The sequence below is a fragment of the Pseudofrankia coriaricola genome (assembly GCF_032027725.1).
Classification (GTDB): domain Bacteria; phylum Actinomycetota; class Actinomycetes; order Frankiales; family Frankiaceae; genus Pseudofrankia.
On the sequence record NZ_JASNFO010000107.1, the window covers coordinates 1 to 17,593 of the forward strand.

Here is a 17,593-nt window from a genome sequence, read left to right on the forward strand (position 1 = left end):
CTTAGGCAGCGGATGACAGCGGGGCGGCTGGCCAGGGCGGGCCGCGGGGAGCTGGCGGTGCCGCTGCCGGCGGGATATGTGCGCCGTCCCTCGGGCGAGGTCGCCCTTGATCCGGACGAGCAGGTCCAGGCCGTGGTGCGGCTGGTGTTCGAGCTGTTCGAGCGGCTGGGCACCGTGCACGCGATGTTGCGGTTCCTGGTCGAGCATCGGGTGCAGATCGGGATGCGGGAGCGGTCGGGGCCGGGCAAGGGTGAGGTGGTCTGGCGTCCGCCTCACCAGCAGGGCCTGGTCAACATGTTGCGTAATCCGGCGTATGCGGGGATCTACGCCTACGGTCGCAGCCGCACCGAACCGTCCCGGCGGCGACCCGGTCGCGAGCACTCCGGACGGGTCCGCGGCCTGCAGGCCGGGCAGTGGCAGGTGCGTATCGAAGGGGCGCTGCCCGCTTATATCAGCGTCGAGCAGTACGAGCGGAATCTCGCCCGGATGGCCGCCAACCGGGCGCGGGCCGACAGCCTGGGGGCGGCGCGGGACGGTCCTGCGTTGCTGGCCGGGCTGGTGGTCTGCGGGCGCTGCGGCCAGCGGATGCAGGTCGCCTACGAGGCCGGAGCCGACGGACCGGTCCACCGCTACTGCTGTCAGCGACGCCACCACACCTACGGCGAACCGCGCTGCCAGCAGATGGCCGGGCGCTGCGTGGACGGCCATGTCGTCTCCCAGGTGCTGGACGCGCTGGCACCAGCGGCGCTGGAGGTGTCGCTGCGCGCGGCCGAGCAGATCGAGGCGCACCGAGTACAGGTGGACCGGATCTGGCGGCAGCGCCGGGAGCGCGCCGAGTACGCCGCCGAACGCGCTCGCCGCCAGTACCAGCTGGCCGAACCCGAAAACCGCCTGGTGGTCAGGCAGCTCGAGCGCGAGTGGGAGCAGGCGCTGGCCGCCCGGGCGCAGCTCGCCGAGGACCACGCGCGGTTCGCCCGCCAGCACCCCACCCGCCTGTCCGCCGCCGAACAGGCCGCGATCCGCGCCCTGGCCGCCGACATCCCGGCGCTGTGGTCGGCCCCGACGACCACCACGGCCGACCGCAAGAGACTGATCCGCGCCGTGGTCGACCAGGTCACGGTCACCGCCGCGGGCACCAGCGAGCAGGTGCACGCCACCATCACCTGGGCTGGCGGCCACCAGACCCACGCCGACCTGGTCCGCCCGGTGGCCCGGATCGACCAGCTGTCCTACCACCCCGCGCTGCTCACCCGGCTCGGACAGCTGGTCGCGGCCGGCCTGGACAACGCCGCGGTCGCCGACCAGCTCGCCGCCGACGGGTTCCGCACGCCCCATCTGCGCGAGCGTTTCCACGTCGGCGAGATCCAGCACCTGGTCCGCCGCCTGGGCCTGCGCCCCGGCCTGGACCACGACCGCCGCACCGACCAGGGCAGTCTCGGCCCCGACCAATGGTGGCTGACCGCCCTCGCTCGCCAGGTCGGGATGCCAGCGGCGACCTTGTACACCTGGGTACGGCGCGGCTGGGCTACCGGACAGCAAGACAGCCGACCGCCCTACCGCTGGATCATCACCGCCGACCAGGGCGAGGTCGAACGCCTGCGCGCCCTGCACCAGCTCCCAGCCGGCTACCACAACCGCCGCCGCTGGACCGACAACCCAGCCGACCAGCCGACCAGCAGCACCAGCAGCACCAGCAGCACCAGCAAGGAGACCAGACATCATGACTGGATACGCACCTCGTAGTTCGGCAAACCTATCTCGGTGGGGTTGAGCTCGGGGGCGTAGGGCGGCAGCCACACGACGTCGACCCAGTCGGCGTGGGTGTCCAGGAAGGCGGTCATCTCGGCCTGGCGGTGGATGTTGAGCCGGTCCCAGACCAGCAGTAGTCGGCCGCCGGGAAGCTGGTGGTGTGCCGCGGTCAGCAGGTCGCGGCAGTCGGCCCAGCCCATGCCCTTGCGTTCGCCGGGGTGACCATGGCCGAGGCGGGCGCGGTAGAGCAGCCGGGCGCGCTGGCCGGGCCGGTAGCAGACCAGGCCGGTCACGCTCACCCGTCCCCGGCCCCCGGCGGCGGGCACCCGCACGACCGGGCGGGCCCCGCGCCGGCCCCAGGTACGGGCTCGTGGCGGCCTCAGGCCCTGGCCGGTCTCGTCGAGGAAACACACCCAGGCCTCCCGGGCCGCCGCCGTGGTTTTACCCGCGGCCACCGCTGTGTTCTCCACCCCTCGACCGCGCCGTCGTCACGCTCGGCGGCCCGACGGGCGGGCAGCTGACACGACCAGCCATACCGGTCCAGCAGGTACCACACCCCGGCCAGGGTGTAGTCCACCCCGAACTCGGCGGCGATCACCTGCCGTATCCGGGCCAGCGTCCAGCGCTGGTCGTCCCAGCCACAGGCTCCGGGGCCGCGACGCAGCAACGCCTCCAGCCGGGCCAACGCCCGGCCATCCAGCCGACACGGCGACAGCGGCCCCGCCGACCGCAGCGCCGCCGGACCACCCTGCTCCCAGGCCCGGTGCCAACGACTCACGGTCTTCGGGGTCACATGGAACTGACGCGCCACCTCCGCCTGGCTCGCGCCCTGGGCGAAACGGTCAGCAGCCGCCAACCGGACCCGCTCACGTTCCGTCTGCTCGGCGGGCGTCAACCCGCCACCCGTCGCGTACCTCACTCCGGCGGGCTACCCACCCCACCGACACCATCACCGACCACCGTGACCCCACACATTAAAGAGGGGTAGGCGTCACAGCTGCTAGGTCTGCGGCAAGCCGAGTTCTTCTTGCCAGTGGCGCACCGCGCTGCCGAGGAGGCCGCGGAAGTCGGTGAGGTCAACCCTAGACACCAGGATCGGGCCGACGCACTCGTTATCTCTAACTGCCTGCGCCAGGGCGACGCCGTGCGCCTCGTGGGCATACAGCCACACAAGCCAGCGGTCGAGCGACTCCGCACCCCGCAGCATGGCGGCCTCGACTCGGTCGTCTTGAAGCCGGAGCTCTTCATCGAGCAGCAACTTCACGGCATCAGCCGGGCTGGTCCGAACGTCCGGCAGCTCGCCGGCACCGAACGACGGCCGGTGCTGAAGCTCCCACATGAGCGAGCCGAGAATGAACGGCTCGTCGTCGCCGACAACGCAGCCGGCTACGACCAGCCGGAAAGCGAACATCCTCCCGTCTCCCGCACGCGGCGAGACGACCAGGCCGAACTGCCCGTCATCGGTACTGAACCTCACGCGCCCTCATCCCTCGTCTGCAGCAGCTACGGTATCGGCACCGACGCACCCTGCTAGCCAGGCAACCTGGCAGAGCATGCCCCGGGCTTGACAGAAATAAGAGCGTCAGGAACGACGTCCAGCCCCCGGCCAGCCGCGAAGCGCCGATCTCCCGGAAACAGCGAGGGCCGGACCCGCGAGGCATTGCCCGCAGGTCCGGCCCGTCAGCCGTCCGACGCCAGGTCCTATGCCGTCACCGGCACCGTGCTCCCGCCGGTCCGCCGGCCACGCATCCCTGTCAGCGCCCGCCGCATTGCACTGAGCGCATCCGCCTGCCCGGCCGCGAACGCGGCCCGCTCCGCAGGGGTCATGAACCGCTCGCCACCGGACCGTACGTCGGGGCTGTCCGAGCCGACCAGCATGCCGCCGTTGCTGACGACGCGGCCCGCGATCGCGTCGAGCAGTTCCCGCCGCGACCGAGGTTCACCCGCCGGCCGGTAGACGAGGACCAGGTCGACGTCCCCGAACGCCTCGACGAACGCCAGACCCGTCGGAAGGCGGGCGATCTGCTCGTACAACTCCGCCAGGTCCGAGCCCGAGCCGACGACGAGCGCCCAGTCGTCCTCGGTCCACGGCCGCGCGGAGACGCCGCCCTCAGCGTCAGGAACACCCGCGGGTCGTTGCCCGCTGTCAGCCGCCATGGCGGTGCCGCCGTCCTCTTGTTCCGTCGGGTCACCTGTCATTCGTGATCCTCCTGTCTCTGCTGGTCATGGCTCGATCACCCGCCCTACGTGCGCGAACAGCCGCAGGACGGGCATGACGGCCAGCCTTGTGTCGTCAAGTCGGCACGAACAGGTACGTGCATGGATACCGACCGTGGATAATGCGACAAACAGTGCAGGCTCGAACACGCGTCGGCCCGCCGCACCCCAGGAGCCGTGACCATGACTCCACATCGCGACGCCCCCAAGCCCCCGCCCGAGCTGTGGGACCGCCCCGAGATGGCGAAGGCCCTAGCAGAGCGAGACATGGGCCAGGTGCTGAAGATCTACCAACAGTGGACGGGCGCCCCACAGACACAGCTCGCCCGCATGATCGGCGTCGGCCAGCCCACCATCAGCGGGATCATGCAGGGCAAGCGCCGCGTGGAGACCCTGGCGCTCTTCGAGCGCTTCGCGAGCGGTCTCGAGATCCCGCCTGGACGCCTCGGACTCGCCGACCCGAACCAGACCATCGCGCCCGCACAGCCGACGTTCACCCTGCCCAAGGTCCCCACCGCACGGCCGCGCGTCGAGAACACCGTCGACTTCCTGTCCACCCTGTGGCACGCCGATCTCGACCAGCCGAACGAGCAGGCCGCGCCCGACCCGACGATGTGGCCGGAAGCCGCGCTGGACTGGCTGTTGCACACCGGCCCCCGCGCACCCCGCCAGCCCTCATCCGGCCGCCGGGTCGGTGTCCCGGACATCGCCGCTGTGCAGGCGACGACCGCGATGTTCGCCGGGCTGGACAACCGGTACGGCGGAGGCCACGCCCGCCACGGTCTGATCAGTTTCCTGTCCGGCGACGTCGCTACCCTGCTCCGCGGCCGGTACGACGCCGCGACGGGGGAGCGACTGTTCTCCACCGTTGCCGAGTCGATGCTGTTGGCCGGCTGGATGGCCTACGACGCCGGAACCCATGGCCTGGCACAGCGCTACCTCGTGCAGGCCCTGCACCTTGCCGAATACGCCAACGACCGCCGACTCGCCGGTAGCGTCCTGTCCGCGATGAGCCACCAGGCCACGTTCCTCGGGGACTTCCACCAGGCCGCGTGTCTCGCGCGTACGGCCGTGGTGGGTACCAAGGACGTGGCCACGGCGACGATGACGGCCCAGTTCCACGCGATGGAGGCCCGCGCCCACGCCGGGAACCGCGACGCCGCCGCCTGCGACGCTTCACTGTCCGCCGCCGAGGCAGCGTTCTCCCGGCGGAACCCGGGCGACGATCCCGAGTGGATCGCCTACTTCGACGAGGCCGAGCTGTCGGCCGAGTTCGGTCACTGCTTCCGCGACCTTGGCCGGGCCGCCGGCGCCCGCGCCTGGGCCGGCCGCTCCGTCGAAGCCAGCAGCGACGGCACCTTCGCCCGCTCCGACTTCTTCGCCGCCATGGTTCTCGCCGACGCCCACCTCGACCACGGCGACCCCGAACCGGCCTGCACCGTCGCCCTTCAGGCCCTAACCATCGGCGAGCAGCTCAAGTCAGCCCGATGTGCCCAGTACGTCACCGAGTTCCGTGGCCGACTCGCCAAGGTCGGCCGCGCATCGATCGCCCGCCGCTTCACGGAACAGGCCGCAGGCCACCGCCTTTGGCAACGCCACGACCTGACGCCCGATCGCGGGCTCCGGAGCCGTTCTCCGCGCCGCTAACGACGCTGTGTCTCGGACGAGGCGGGAGTGGCGTCGGCTACCAGTCGGCGGACAGCCTCGACGATCTCCCGATCACTGGCGACGCTCAGCACCGTGATTCCCTGAGGGCCAGGCTCACGCTGCATGAGCCGTAGCGCTACGCAGAGGTGTGCGCGAAGATCGCCGAGTTCGCGGCGAAGCACGTCGCGCTCGGCTCGAATCTCGCTCAGCTCGTCGGTGCTGTTCTCCGCCATCTCGCCGCCTCGGCCAGACTGCTCGATCATCGCTGTCGTACCACCTTCAGAGCGGAGCCCAATTCCGCCGACTCCCGCCCGAGCGCAGGGCAGCCATCCGTTTCACGAACTCTGCCGCCGCACGAGGCTCTGCGCCGACGTTCTGGCCGACCCAGATCACCATCGTCGTTTCCCGTACGTCCCGCAGCACTGGATACCCGTCCCAGGCCATGATGTCGAAGCCGTAGCAGTCGACGAACGCCCGGTACTCCTCGGCGCTGTGCCAGCCGTAGGAGTCGGCGTACATCGCGGTCAGGAGCAGATCCCATTCCCGCGGACCGCGCGCGAAGCCGTCCAGGTCGATCAGCACCGCCCGTCCGGACTCGTTGCGCAGCACGTTCCCGACGTTCGCGTCCCCGTGGACCGGCCCCACTGGCAGGGCGAACGACAGCCCGGCGTACCTCTCCCGGAGCTCCGTCACCCGGTCGAGCAGGAACCGTCGATCCTCACTCGCGAGCCTAGTTGAAGCACGGATACGAGCGTCGGCCCGCGCGAACGGATCGAGGTCCGGGAGCACCAGGCCACCCGGCGCGGCCAACCCGTGCAGCCGCCGGAGAATCTCCGCTAGTTCGACGGCGGAGCCGTAGTCGTCTCCGGTTCCAGCCGCGGCCCAGAACGTCACTACCCGGCCGTCGATCACGAGCGGCTGAGCAGCGGCCAGGCGAGCCACTTGGACCACGGGCACCCCGCCAGTGGTCAGCCACTCCGAGATGACCAGCTCTCTCCGCGCCGCTTCGAGGTAGGCGACCGACCGGCCGATCCGAACGACGACAGGCGCCGCAGCAAGTCGGAACACCGCGTGCTCGCCGAGCCTCATCAGCCCCGCGTCGCCCGGGTCGAGCCCTGCCAGGCCGCAGGCGTCTACGAGGACACGACGGGCCGCAGACACGTCGAGTGGGGCTGCCAGCGTCTGCCCGTTCGCACGCCCGTCATCGGGTCCAGCCACCCGCCGAACGCTAGCCGACCGCTCGCCGACGCGTAGCCCAGACGAGCGAACCCCCAGGTCAGCTCGCGCAACAAAGCCACATCGCCCGCTTGCGACCGGAGCCGCCCCGCCAGCGCCGTGCTGATCGGAGAGTCGGCCGGCGCATACGGTGGGCTTCGTGGAGGCTGAATGGTTCGAGACGGAAGCTCACCTCGACGAGATTCAGGACGCGTTCGTCAGCGTCCTCCGAGCCCGTGCCACCGCCTGGCCGCAGGACCCCGCTGACACTCGCTTAGAGCTTCCCGGTGAGACCCCCGGGCTCCCTGATGAAGGCGTCCTGGCCTGGATCGACATCCTTGACCCGGACCCGGAGTGCCACGCCATCCTCCTGACCGTCGGCGTCTACTTCTACGGAGACCACGCCCACGGGGACGAGGTCCACAACCAGCTACTTACCCTTCCCGACAAGCCGACGCCCCTCGCCTGGACCGCGACGGGAACCCCCGGCGAGTTGGCTGAGCGCGCCGCGGACTGGTTCGAATACCTTCTACGCCGCCCGGTCACACGCTACGAATGGATGCGCCCCGGCACCGCCCCTGCGCGTCGATGGCACTTCGGGAACCCTGCGCCGGAACGGATCGCCCAGGACTGGCCGCGTGTCGGCACACTCGGGCCACCGGACCGCGTCGTCCACTTCCAGCGTGATCTGCCTGACGCCGCAACGTCGCCGTAGGCCAGCAGGCTGCCGAATTGCTCGATTTGGAGATCAAGCCGGCGCCGCGCGGCGGCTGCGCGCGGCGCTGGCGCGCCGTGCTCGCCGGCGCGATCGCCGGCGGTGCCCATGCTCCCATCTCGACCGGCCAAGCCAGCCAGATTGGGCGTGACAGAATGCCGCTAAGGGGAGGTGAACGTCGCCGTCCAGCTAGGCTGCGGTGCGACACACTCAGAAGGAGCTGTCCGTTGGACCGTGCCTAATCTTGGCGATCTAAGAAGTTGCATCGTTTCGTATAGAAAATTACTCGAAGGCTCCCAGGAGAATGGCAAGTCATGCCAGAATGTCACTACTATTCAACTCAGCCATTCTTGGCCTGGTGTATTAATCATTATTTCTTCACGGGTCGCCACTACGCATGGGCCGCGAGTCCATTTTTTCCCTATAAGCTGGCAAACCCAAACTCCTCGAATCCGTACAAGATCTACGCTGATCTTTATTCTCCCTGGTCGGACCGTGATCCGTACGATCGATTCGTATCTTCAATGCGGGTAAGCTTGAGAAAGGGCGTCATCGCAGGGGGTGCCCATCTGTCGGATCGGACACAAAGGAGGCTCAAGCGCGTGTGCGCCGGCGCGGACGTGGCCCTTTTCTTCCCAATAGTGTATCGAATTGACGTCGAATCAATTGATGACTCGAGACTTGATGGCTCTGTGGGTTCGGGTGCCGTCGGTTCACAGGAGTATCTGATCGAGGATCTACAAGAACATGAGTTTGATATTCTCTTCCTTGAATCACGGGATATCGATGCCGATATGCGCTCACTCGCTGAACGGAATGTTACAACTTCACAGGCGCTAGCGATCCTCGAATCGAGGAGTCGCTGATGTCCGCGGTCTTTGTCGAGCTTCCACGGGAAGCTATTGGCGCTATTCGAGATGACCCATTCATATCGGACGTATATCTGGACTCACTTGCTTTGCTGGAAGACCTAACACACTATGTCGTGCCTGAGGATTCCCCGGCTCGTTTCACAGCTGACACCATTGAGAAAAAACTAGACGAGCTTACCGGCCTAGCTCGTAGAAGCGGCCTCGGTGAAATTGCCGAAAATCTGGACCGGAACCGCGAATCGTGGAGCCGGGTAACGGCTCGCATTCACAGCGGAGTGAACCGTCAGGAGGACATTGCACGCTATATCCACGGTAGTAGGACCTATCGAGATTTCGCGATTGGAACGTCGGAAACAATTGTCGCCCCGGATGATCCGAGCAATCCAGATTTTGAGTACAACCGGGCGGTGATTCAGCGTTCAGTCGGCCGTATGGCGGCGGCGCTGTTCCCAAGGGGACTGATCGCGTCGGAGATTGGCTGGAGCACCGGGGAAGTAGAGGCAGTCGAGTCTTCAGCCGGCGGCGGTCTGAACCGGGCTCCAGGTTTCGATGCAGAGGAAATCTTTCCGAAATTTGAGGCCAATGGCTTCTCCGCTTTTGGCTATACGAATTCGCGCGGGATAACCTATTTCCTGCACGCCAAAGAGGTTACTCTTAGGGGTGGCAGAAGGCAGACTATCCACTATTTCGCTTCGCAAATTCGAGTGAACGATATTTTGGACTCGATTCCCTCTGGATTCGAAGTAAAGGAAAACTCGCACAACGGGTTCCTCTTGCTGAAAAAAATTTAGGCCGCGCAGTTCGATAGATCTTTGAGGAGATTGGTGATGCTACCGTCTCCGACAGAAACCGGTGGAAGGCGGTAACGCGAGAAATGCTGCGTCAGTACTGACGGACAGGCGTAGGCGACCAGGGATAGGCCGATCCGATCTCCTGCAACGGTGGCAACAGCAGAAGGCTGCCGCAGCGGTTCCGTTCCTCGGCGCTAGCGCGCCTGCGATACCGGTCGGCTTGCCAACGAAGATCCGCAATGTCGGCCCCGCCGTAGGCAGCAGAGCGCAACGGTGGGTGATCTGCCCCCGGCGGTACCGGAGACCGGCGTGCCGGTGAGTGGCAGCCAGCTTGGCAGCCAAGCCCGACGGGCAACGGCGGACGAGGTGGACATCTACGGAACCCGCACGGCGCCTGACCTGGACCAGCGGACATCGGCGGATGAGTGTGGACGATTCTTCGAAGATCTCATAATCCTCCAGTCGCAGGACCGACCCCTAAAGGCCAAGTGCTCGGCTGAATACCGAATTCGCGGGGTAGAGACGCTGGGCAGCGGCCAAAAGAACCTGTCGACCATCGGGGGCAATACCGAAGTCGAGTTGGATGCCAACCGCCGTCCAGAACCATTCAGGCGTGTCGCCAGCCCCAAAGGCCGGCAGTCGCCCGGTCGGAAGTGCCGATCGGCGCAAGAGATCCGTGGCCGCCACGGAGGACGGGAAGACCCTGGCCAGTTCCTTTATCTCCCACTCCGTCAAGCCTTGGAATTTCTCGGCGCCCGCCACTGAGCCAATCTCCACATACGCAGCCGCAGCCGACGGCTCGCCGCAGTCCACCTCAAGTGTTTTCGCCATCTCGGTAATTTTGTCGATGAGGTCATTAACGTCGCGCGTTATGTGCAAGGTGACGTTGAACGTGCTGCCATGATGTGGATCAAAGAAGAACCAGAATCCGTTGCCGAGACTGAGCGTGGCAGTGACAGGGTTGTTGCTAAATTCCTCGAACCATTCATCGAGGTTACCGAAAGATATCGTCTCGCCGTCGCGCCTCGTAATGCTGTTCAGCATTATCTCGGGCCAAGTATCCTGATCCGATCCACTCGCAGATAGCCAGAGTCCGATTATCTCTTGTATCTGGCGAACAGGGAATCGAGCGTTCTTGAAACTTCTGCTTCTCGTCGTCAAGGCAGTTGTCCGTCGGTCCTCGGAGGATGAGTGTCAATCACCGCCGCGACGGATGCGTGAACGGCCGCGGTGTCTGCATCGGGGTTGTGCTCCCTACTCGGCCATGTCAACACCCAAGCCCATGACTTCGTGCAGAGTGCGGATCGCTGCGCGTTTTGCTGGGAAGCTATTTCGGGTACCAAGTGTGCGGGTACCCGACCCGCTGGGAGTGACAACTCCCGCATTCGTCCAGATTGGATTGTTCCACGAGAACAAATCGTTTTTCTCATCTGGCGCTAGAGCCTTGAATGCAGTCGCAGGATCTTTATGGTCAACATACATTGTCGACATCGCGCCGATGAGCCCGTAGATCACTACCGCCGTCGACGCGATACTCTTTGATCGTTGATCCTGTCGATTCGGAGTCGAGAGCTTGCCGTACTCAGGGCGCACCCTTACCAGCGAATCCCACGCACTGATCAGCCAGCTGGACTGCGCTTCGATATCGGCAGCAGTGACCGGTCCGCCCTTCCATAGGGTCTCAATCGCTCTACTGATAGTGTTGAATGCGGTCAATTTATGCGAGCTGGCGGAAACGGAATTTGAGAGGACCTCGACGTTATCCTGGCCGAGGTGAACGCAGCCGCTTACCAGTCGACGAGCGAGCTCCTGCTCCTTGGTCTCGGAGTAGGCATATTTCGCCGTGGAGTCATTTACCTTGTCGCCACGGGTGTTATAGATAGTTGCGACCTTCTTCGCGGTCGCATCGTCGAGTATCCAGATGCGAACCTGGAAGCGAGTGCCTAGCTTGAAGCTTCCCAACTGGTTGTCTGCCGCGCTCAAAATTGACTTGATTCGTGAAAGAGAATCGACTGCGCAGTCGAGTACGCCTGACGTGATGGTCAGATTCGTATGTCCAGTCTCGTCATCGGGCCAGATCTCATATTCAGACTTAGTGGGATCGAGCCTGATTGAGATGTTGCCGATAATTGCATTGTTGTCGAGCAGTTCGCTAGTCCATTTATTGACCTTGGTTTTCGTTTTCCCCTTGAGCTTATCCTGCATGTGAGCAGGACGGATGTTACCCGTTAGTGAGAGCAGCCCGCTCTTGTGTAGATCGACCAGGTAGGCGCCGGTCATCTGGCACTCGATGTGCACGCCGCCCGCATCGTCGACCTCCGCGACATTTCGGATCTCTAGCGGGTGGGTGAGCCCATCGGCTTCTACGGCGACCGCCATGTTCCGTCTCCCCGACTCTGAGACGTCGAGGTGACGTCCGATGCGACCAAGCTACGCGGGCTACGTGTACTTGTCAATTGATACGTGACTTGTCGGACTAGGACGTGTCATTGACTGGTGGCACGTGTCTTGAGCGGGAGCGAAGACGATCTATACGTACGCCCTACGAGCTACATCTGATTCGGTCGGTGAGTGCGCGACGAACGTTGGCGGCGTCGCCATCTGCTGTGGTCGATGCGGGGGAGTAGGGGATGGTGGAGGACCGCAGGCTGGGCTGGTCGCCTTGGGCACAGGCTTGACCGTCGCCCGAGGCGTGGCGTGGAGGAGCACGGGCATGGGTCGACGCTCGGACTGGGGCCAACTGGGAGCTTGCGGTCAGAGTGAGCCGATCATGTCGGCGGGAAGTCGGGCGTGCGCTGCCACGCGACTGCCAAGCCGACAGAGGTCGTGACTCGCCTCAGCGTGACGGCCGAGGTGGCGACGAGCAGCTTCTAGGCTTCGAGTCGTTCTGCTGAGGTGCTGACTTGTGCCAGCGTCCGGCAGCCACGGTGGCAGCCAAGCTGGCGGACGACGACGGACGAACATGGACGTCCGTGGAACCTGGACAGCGCGCGACCTGCACCGGCGGACGTCCCCGGACATAGACGGACAAATTACCAAGATCTCTTAATCCGCAGGGTCAAGGACGAAGCTGCCGCACCGCTTCCGCTCCTCGGCGCTGGCGCGCCTGCGGTACGGGTCGGCTTGCCAACGAAGATCGCAGGTTACCTCAGCAGCCGAGGCAATCTGACAGCCAAATTGACAGCCGAGCCGCCGGACGTCGGCGGACGTCCATGGACGCCGGCGGACGCGACCGCCGAGATAGACGGACTCTATGGACGTCCATGGACACCCCTGGAAGATCCAGATGAAACTACGGATCAGAAGGTTGGGGGTTCGAGTCCCTCCGAGCGCACCGCACGTGCTCTGACCTGTACGTTCACATTTTCACAAGCGTGACGGCCTTCTGGCCAGTTATCAGATGATTCGCCCGCCGGACATGGTCGACACGTCTGATTCCCTCGCCTTGACGAACGGCACGGCACTCATCGGCACCGCGTGGCACCAGCAACTCTTTCTGATCTTCATGGGGCTCACGTGTGCGCGAGGTGTGCGCGAGCGCCCCGGGACGACGCCTCAGTCCTCGTCTTTCGATCATCAACGCTAGAGGGCTTGAGCCGGCGAAGCCGGTAAGGATGAGTCAAGTTCGTGGGCTGTGGGTCAGGCTGCGAGTCTGGCCTGGTGGACTTGGTCGTAGGTGTTCGCGGCTTTGCGCAGTGGTGGCGGGTCGTCGGGTCTGTTCAGGTCGGCGAGGCCGGGTGTCAGGACGCGGCTGTGGAGGCTCTACCAGGCGCACGTCGACCTGACACCCCTACCCGCATGAGGCTCAAAGGCGCTCCCATCGGGAGCCCGCCAGCCGTTGGAGAAGATCAGCCGACCTAGATCACGACGTGGACGATCCTCCCGTCGGCGTCACCGACAGTCGACACCGACGCCCAACGACCTTACGGAACGCGGAACACCGAAACCGCGGCCGTGGCCCGGGCGCCCGGGGACCTTACAGTCGCGCCATGGCGTTGCCGGGACGAGCCAGACCTGCGGTCGCGCAGCCGGCGTACCGGCATGCGGCGGTGCTCGCGGCCGGGGTGGCTACCGGGTTGACGGTCCTCGCTGCATGCGCCGGATGCGGCGGCACGACGACCGGCACGGCTGACACGGCCGTCCCGGGGCTGCCGCCGGCTGCCGAGCCGGCCGTTGCCCCGCCGCTGACGGTGCGGCCGGCGGGCACGGTCCGGCCGGTCGGAAACGGTCCGGAAGGTGTCCTGGTCGATCCGCGTGACGGCCAGGTGATCGTCGCCTTACGGGCACGGCGACTCGCGCTCGTCGGCGCGGACGGGCCGGGCATGGTTCGCACGGTCGCGGTCCCGGGCACGGCTCGTCATCTTCAGCTCGCCGGTGCGGCGGGGTCGGTGCTTGTCCCGGGCGAAGACACCGACGTGCTCGCCGAGATCGACCTGCCGTCCGGGCGGGTGTCGGGGACGACTCGGGTCGGCCGCCAACCGCATGACGCCGCGGACACCGGGGTGGCCGGCCGGATTGTCGTGGCCGACGAGCTCGGTTCCGCAGTGTCGTTCGTCGCCGACGGCCGGGAGATCGCTCGACTGCCAGGACCGGTGCAGCCAGGTGGCCTCGCGTCCGCCGGCGACGGCCGGGTCGGGGTCGTCGACGTGCGCGGCAACGCCCTCTACGTGTATGACGCGAGGTCCATGCGGCAGGTCGCCCGGCTCCCGGCCGGGGCAGGTCCGACCCATGCGGTCCAGGTCGGCGCCGGACGGGTCGCGGTCGCCGACACCCGTGGGAACGCCATCGAGGTCTTCTCACTGACCGGCACACCACGCCGGCTCGCCCGGCTGCCGCTGCCCGGAGCACCGTACGGGCTCGCCGCCAGCGCCGACGGAACGTCCCTCTGGGTCACCCTGACCGCACGCAACGAGCTGGTGCGTCTCGCCGTGGATGCGGACGGCACGCCGCGGCGGGACGGCCCGCCGTACCCCACGGTCCGCCAGGCCAACTCGGTCGCCGTGGACGAGACACGGAACCGGGCCTACGTGGCGGGCGCAACGTCGGCGGGCACCCTTCAGACCATCGACCTCAGGTAGGGGTCCAGCTGCGCTACACCGTCGGCGACCCGGGGGCGAGTACCCGGCCGCGCCGGACGGAACGGGTGAGCGCGGCGGCGAGCACGATGGCCGCGGCGATGGCGTAGGAGCTGACCCGTAGCGTCCAGGCGTCGCCGGGCAGGTCGGTGAACAGGGAGATGTACAGGGGGTAGGCGGCGGCGGTTACGGCGAGCCATTCCAGCCGGCCGGCGAGGACGGCGAGCGCGGCCAGCAGGATGCCGTACCAGGGCTGGGCGGGAGTTGCCGTCAGGAAGGCGGTGCCGACGAGCCACAGCGCGGCCCGTTCGACGGGCACCCGATGCGGATCGGCGCGCAGCACCGCGACCGTGACCGCGGCGAGCGCGCCGACCGCGACGGCCTTGGCGGCGGCTCCGTGCACGCCGAGCCCGGCGAGCAGCAGGAACCGGCTGCCCTGGTCGTATCCCTCGACGTTCAGGTACTGCGGGAGGAAACCGAGGACGCCCGTGCCCACTGCCAGGACGTGCGGGAGGTAGGCGAGCCCGATGACGGCCCCGGCCGCGCACAGCAGGCTGATGGGCCGGCAATGACGCCCGCGCCCAGCGACCGCCGGGAGTAGAAGGACCGGATAGAGCTTGACCGCCACCGCGGCCCCGAGCAGCGCGCCGGCCAGCCACGCGCGCCGCCGGGACGGTGAGGTGGTCGCGGCCACCTCCGTGACTGCCGCGCGGTCCGACGGGCCGGCGTGGCGCGGCGTCAGTACGGCGATGGCGCCGAGCGCGAGCAGCGCGCCGAGGACGTCCACGTGCGCGTCGGAGCCGACGTCCAGGCCGGCGAGCGGCGTCAGCGCGTAGAAGGCGGCGAGGCGCGGATCTCGGCCACGCGCCGCCAGCATCGACATGAGGAGGCCGACCAGGGCCAGCGAGGTGAGCGACGCGTAGAGCTGCAGCTTGTGCTCGCGTGGCGGTCCGGGCAGGACGTGCACCGCGGTGAAGTAGGCCTGGGCCACCGGCGGGTAGATGGTGTGTGCCCGGGGGTAGTTCAGCCGGGTGCAGTGCGGGCGCGGGTGGTCGGGGGTGCACCCGGCCGAGTCGGGGAACAGCCAGTCGTCACGGACGCGGGTGAGTTCGGGGTCGAGCGGTCCGTAGCGGTAGGGGTCGATGCCGGCGGCCTGCACCTTGCCGTCCCAGGCGTAGCGGTACAGGTCGTCGGAAAGCCGTGGGCCGCTCGTGAGAGCCATCGCGTGGATCGCGACGGTGGCGGCGAGCAGCAGGGTGAGGGCCAGGCGGCGGGGAGCGGCGAGGACGAGCAGGGTGGCCGTGATCAGGCCGAGCGCCCACCAGAGCATGGTCAGGTACAGCAGCGCGGGACGGCTGACCAGGAAGCCGGGCTGGCGCTGCACCGTCGCCTGGACTGCGAGCAGGCCCGCGAGTCCGACGACCGCCCCGATCGGCGCCGCCAGGCGCCGCCCGCGCAACCGCGCCGTCCGCTCGGCCGCCCGCGTGGGACTGCGCTGGCTGTCGGTGGTGGTGAGGGCGGTCGGCATGCAGCGAGAGTGGCAGCGATTCCGGGCGGCGCGGGCATGCCGAGCCCGGGTTTCTCCGTTCCGTAAGGCTTCGCGGTCCGCTACGCGGCTCATGGGGGACCTACGGTGCGTGGGTGCGCGTGCTGACCAGACGATTCCCACATCCACCCGCTTTCCTGCGACAGGGCCCGCTACGCGAGGGCGCTTTCCCAAGCCGCCTGCACGATCCCCGCGTCGCCGCGCTGTTGGGCATCTGCCTCGGGATCGCGTTCGGGGTGTGCTTCTTCACGGGCCTGGTGTCCCATTTCATGCAGCACCCGCCGTCGTGGCTGGCGTGGCCGGCCCGTCCGGTCTGGATGTACCGGGTGACCCAGGGCCTGCATGTGGCCACCGGGCTGGCGAGCGTTCCGCTGTTGTTGGCGAAACTGTGGACGGTGTACCCGCGGCTGTGGGAATGGCCGCCGGTGCGGTCGGTCGCCCACGCGCTGGAACGGGTGACGATCGTGCCGCTCATCGCGGGCGCCCTTTTCCAGTTGGCTACCGGAATAGCGAACATCGCCCAGTGGTATCGCTTCCGGTTCTTCTTCACCGTCACCCACTACTGGGTCGCCTGGATCACGATCGGCGCGTTGCTCATCCACATCGCCGCGAAGCTCGCGGTGGTGCGGGCGAACGTCGGCCCGGGCCGGGCCGGCCGCGCGTCGCTCACGGACCGGGTCAGCGAGCCGGAACCGCCGGGGGACGGGCTGTCCCGGCGTGGCCTCGTAGTCGCCGTCGGCACCGCGGCCGGTGTCATCACCCTGACCACCGCCGGCCAGTTCGTGCCCGGGCTGTCCCGGCTCGACCTGCTTGCGCCCCGGCGCCCCGACCTCGGCCCGCAGCGGCTGCCGGTCAACCGGACCGCGGCCGCCGCACGGGTCGCCACGGTCGCCCGTGACCCGGACTACCAGCTGGAGGTCGTCGGCCCGCGCCCGTTCACCCTCAGCCTGGGCGAACTGCGGGCGTTCGACCACCACACGTCCAAGCTGCCGATCACCTGCGTCGAGGGGTGGGCCGCCGACGCGACCTGGCACGGCCCACGGCTGCGCGACCTGCTCGACGCCGCCGGCATCCCGCCCGACGCGACGGTGCGGGTCGAGTCGCTCGAAGCGCGCGGCGGCTACCGCACCAGCGAGGTGAACCCGCCACACGCCCGGGACCCGCTGACGCTGCTCGCCACCGGACTGAACGGCGCCGAGCTCGACCTCGACCACGGATACCCGGCCCGGCTCATCGCCCCCAACCGGCCAGGCGTGCTGCAGACCAAATGGGTACACCGGGTGGTGATGCTGTGAAGACGACCCCGGCCCTGGCCCTGCGCGGCCTGCTCGCCGCCGCCGGCCTGGCCGTGCTCGGATACGGCATCCACGGGCTGCTCACGATGGAGCGGGCTACCCACCCGTTGCAGGCGGCCCGGTGGCTGATCGGTGGGATCCTGATCCACGACCTGGTCGCCGTCCCGGTCACGGCCGTCGTCGGGCTCCTGCTCACCCGGCTCGTGCGCGCCCCGTACCGGGCGGTGGTGCAGGGCGCGCTGCTGGTCAGCGCGGCCGTCGCGCTCGCCTCCCTGCCGCTCTGGCGCGGCTACGGCGGCTCGCCCGACAACCCGACGGTCAACCCGCTGCCCTACGGGCGGAACCTGGCGATCGTCCTCGGCGCCGTGTGGGCCGGCGCCGCGGCCCTGATCGCTGTCCGCGTGGCGCGGGCGCGGCGGAGGCTCGGGTCCGCGCCAGACCCGTCCTGAGGGCGGGCCCTCCGCGGGGCGC

At 67.6% G+C, this 17,593-nt stretch carries 17 protein-coding genes; 8 read left to right on the plus strand and 9 right to left on the minus strand.

Annotated elements, in window-relative coordinates; translation table 11 throughout:
* Positions 1-1,743: recombinase family protein (locus QOZ89_RS40410; RefSeq protein ID WP_312629392.1), on the plus strand; the 1,743-nt coding region annotated here is incomplete at its 5' end.
* Here the strand turns inward: QOZ89_RS40410 and QOZ89_RS40415 are convergent.
* From QOZ89_RS40415 to QOZ89_RS40430, 4 genes are all read right to left on the minus strand, one after another.
* Positions 1,719-2,162 carry a transposase gene (locus QOZ89_RS40415; RefSeq protein ID WP_312629393.1) on the minus strand — a complete coding sequence of 148 codons (444 nt, stop codon included), beginning with the start codon at positions 2,160-2,162 and terminating at the stop codon, positions 1,719-1,721. The genes QOZ89_RS40410 and QOZ89_RS40415 overlap by 25 nt on opposite strands.
* Positions 2,129-2,668 carry a winged helix-turn-helix domain-containing protein gene (locus QOZ89_RS40420; RefSeq protein ID WP_312629395.1) on the minus strand — a complete coding sequence of 180 codons (540 nt, stop codon included), beginning with the start codon at positions 2,666-2,668 and terminating at the stop codon, positions 2,129-2,131. The genes QOZ89_RS40415 and QOZ89_RS40420 overlap by 34 nt, the downstream gene beginning before the upstream one ends.
* An 81-nt stretch (positions 2,669-2,749) precedes the next feature.
* On the minus strand, positions 2,750-3,160 hold the full coding sequence (locus tag QOZ89_RS40425) for a hypothetical protein (RefSeq protein ID WP_312629397.1): 411 nt from the start codon (positions 3,158-3,160) through the stop codon (positions 2,750-2,752).
* 290 nt (positions 3,161-3,450) lie between these two features.
* The gene (locus tag QOZ89_RS40430) at positions 3,451-3,948 is read right to left on the minus strand and encodes a hypothetical protein (protein ID WP_312629399.1); all 498 of its coding nucleotides are present in this window, start codon (positions 3,946-3,948) and stop codon (positions 3,451-3,453) included.
* 201 nt (positions 3,949-4,149) lie between these two features.
* Between QOZ89_RS40430 and QOZ89_RS40435 the strand changes: the two genes are divergently transcribed.
* Complete coding sequence (locus QOZ89_RS40435; protein WP_312629401.1) at positions 4,150-5,613, plus strand: helix-turn-helix domain-containing protein; 1,464 nt, start codon at positions 4,150-4,152, stop codon at positions 5,611-5,613.
* Here QOZ89_RS40435 and QOZ89_RS40440 read toward each other — a convergent pair.
* Together QOZ89_RS40440 and QOZ89_RS40445 are read right to left on the minus strand one after the other, a co-directional pair.
* Positions 5,610-5,876, minus strand: a complete 267-nt coding sequence (locus tag QOZ89_RS40440; protein ID WP_312629403.1) for a hypothetical protein — start codon at positions 5,874-5,876, stop codon at positions 5,610-5,612. The genes QOZ89_RS40435 and QOZ89_RS40440 overlap by 4 nt on opposite strands.
* A gap of 16 nt (positions 5,877-5,892) precedes the next feature.
* Complete coding sequence (locus QOZ89_RS40445) at positions 5,893-6,831, minus strand: phosphotransferase family protein (RefSeq protein WP_312629405.1); 939 nt, start codon at positions 6,829-6,831, stop codon at positions 5,893-5,895.
* Positions 6,832-6,988: 157 nt separating this feature from the next.
* Here QOZ89_RS40445 and QOZ89_RS40450 point away from each other — a divergent pair, with 157 nt between their 5' ends.
* The 3 genes from QOZ89_RS40450 to QOZ89_RS40460 all read left to right on the plus strand — a co-directional run bounded on the left by QOZ89_RS40450 (position 6,989) and on the right by QOZ89_RS40460 (position 9,206).
* Complete coding sequence (locus QOZ89_RS40450; protein WP_312629407.1) at positions 6,989-7,543, plus strand: hypothetical protein; 555 nt, start codon at positions 6,989-6,991, stop codon at positions 7,541-7,543.
* A gap of 602 nt (positions 7,544-8,145) precedes the next feature.
* Complete coding sequence (locus QOZ89_RS40455) at positions 8,146-8,409, plus strand: hypothetical protein (protein ID WP_312629409.1); 264 nt, start codon at positions 8,146-8,148, stop codon at positions 8,407-8,409.
* Positions 8,409-9,206 (plus strand): hypothetical protein, encoded by a 798-nt coding sequence (locus QOZ89_RS40460; protein ID WP_312629411.1) that lies wholly within the window; start codon positions 8,409-8,411, stop codon positions 9,204-9,206. Before QOZ89_RS40455 ends, QOZ89_RS40460 begins: the two co-directional genes overlap by 1 nt.
* A gap of 477 nt (positions 9,207-9,683) precedes the next feature.
* Here the strand turns inward: QOZ89_RS40460 and QOZ89_RS40465 are convergent, their stop codons facing one another.
* A complete protein-coding gene (locus tag QOZ89_RS40465) occupies positions 9,684-10,250 on the minus strand; it encodes an effector-associated domain EAD1-containing protein (protein WP_312629413.1) in 567 nt (188 codons plus the stop codon).
* Positions 10,251-10,460: 210 nt separating this feature from the next.
* Positions 10,461-11,585: a DNA sulfur modification protein DndB gene (locus tag QOZ89_RS40470; protein ID WP_312629415.1), complete on the minus strand. Its 1,125-nt coding sequence runs from the start codon at positions 11,583-11,585 to the stop codon at positions 10,461-10,463.
* A 1,610-nt stretch (positions 11,586-13,195) separates the two neighbouring features.
* Between QOZ89_RS40470 and QOZ89_RS40475 the strand changes: the two genes are divergently transcribed.
* The gene (locus QOZ89_RS40475) at positions 13,196-14,284 is read left to right on the plus strand and encodes an NHL repeat-containing protein (RefSeq protein WP_312629417.1); all 1,089 of its coding nucleotides are present in this window, start codon (positions 13,196-13,198) and stop codon (positions 14,282-14,284) included.
* A 13-nt stretch (positions 14,285-14,297) separates the two neighbouring features.
* Here QOZ89_RS40475 and QOZ89_RS40480 read toward each other — a convergent pair whose 3' ends face one another.
* Positions 14,298-15,809 carry a glycosyltransferase 87 family protein gene (locus QOZ89_RS40480; protein ID WP_312629419.1) on the minus strand — a complete coding sequence of 504 codons (1,512 nt, stop codon included), beginning with the start codon at positions 15,807-15,809 and terminating at the stop codon, positions 14,298-14,300.
* A gap of 113 nt (positions 15,810-15,922) precedes the next feature.
* Between QOZ89_RS40480 and QOZ89_RS40485 the strand changes: the two genes are divergently transcribed.
* Entirely contained in the window at positions 15,923-17,122 is a 1,200-nt protein-coding gene (locus tag QOZ89_RS40485; RefSeq protein ID WP_312629421.1) for a molybdopterin-dependent oxidoreductase, read from the plus strand.
* Entirely contained in the window at positions 17,119-17,571 is a 453-nt protein-coding gene (locus tag QOZ89_RS40490) for a hypothetical protein (RefSeq protein WP_312629423.1), read from the plus strand. The genes QOZ89_RS40485 and QOZ89_RS40490 overlap by 4 nt, the downstream gene beginning before the upstream one ends.
* Positions 17,572-17,593 lie beyond the last annotated feature (22 nt).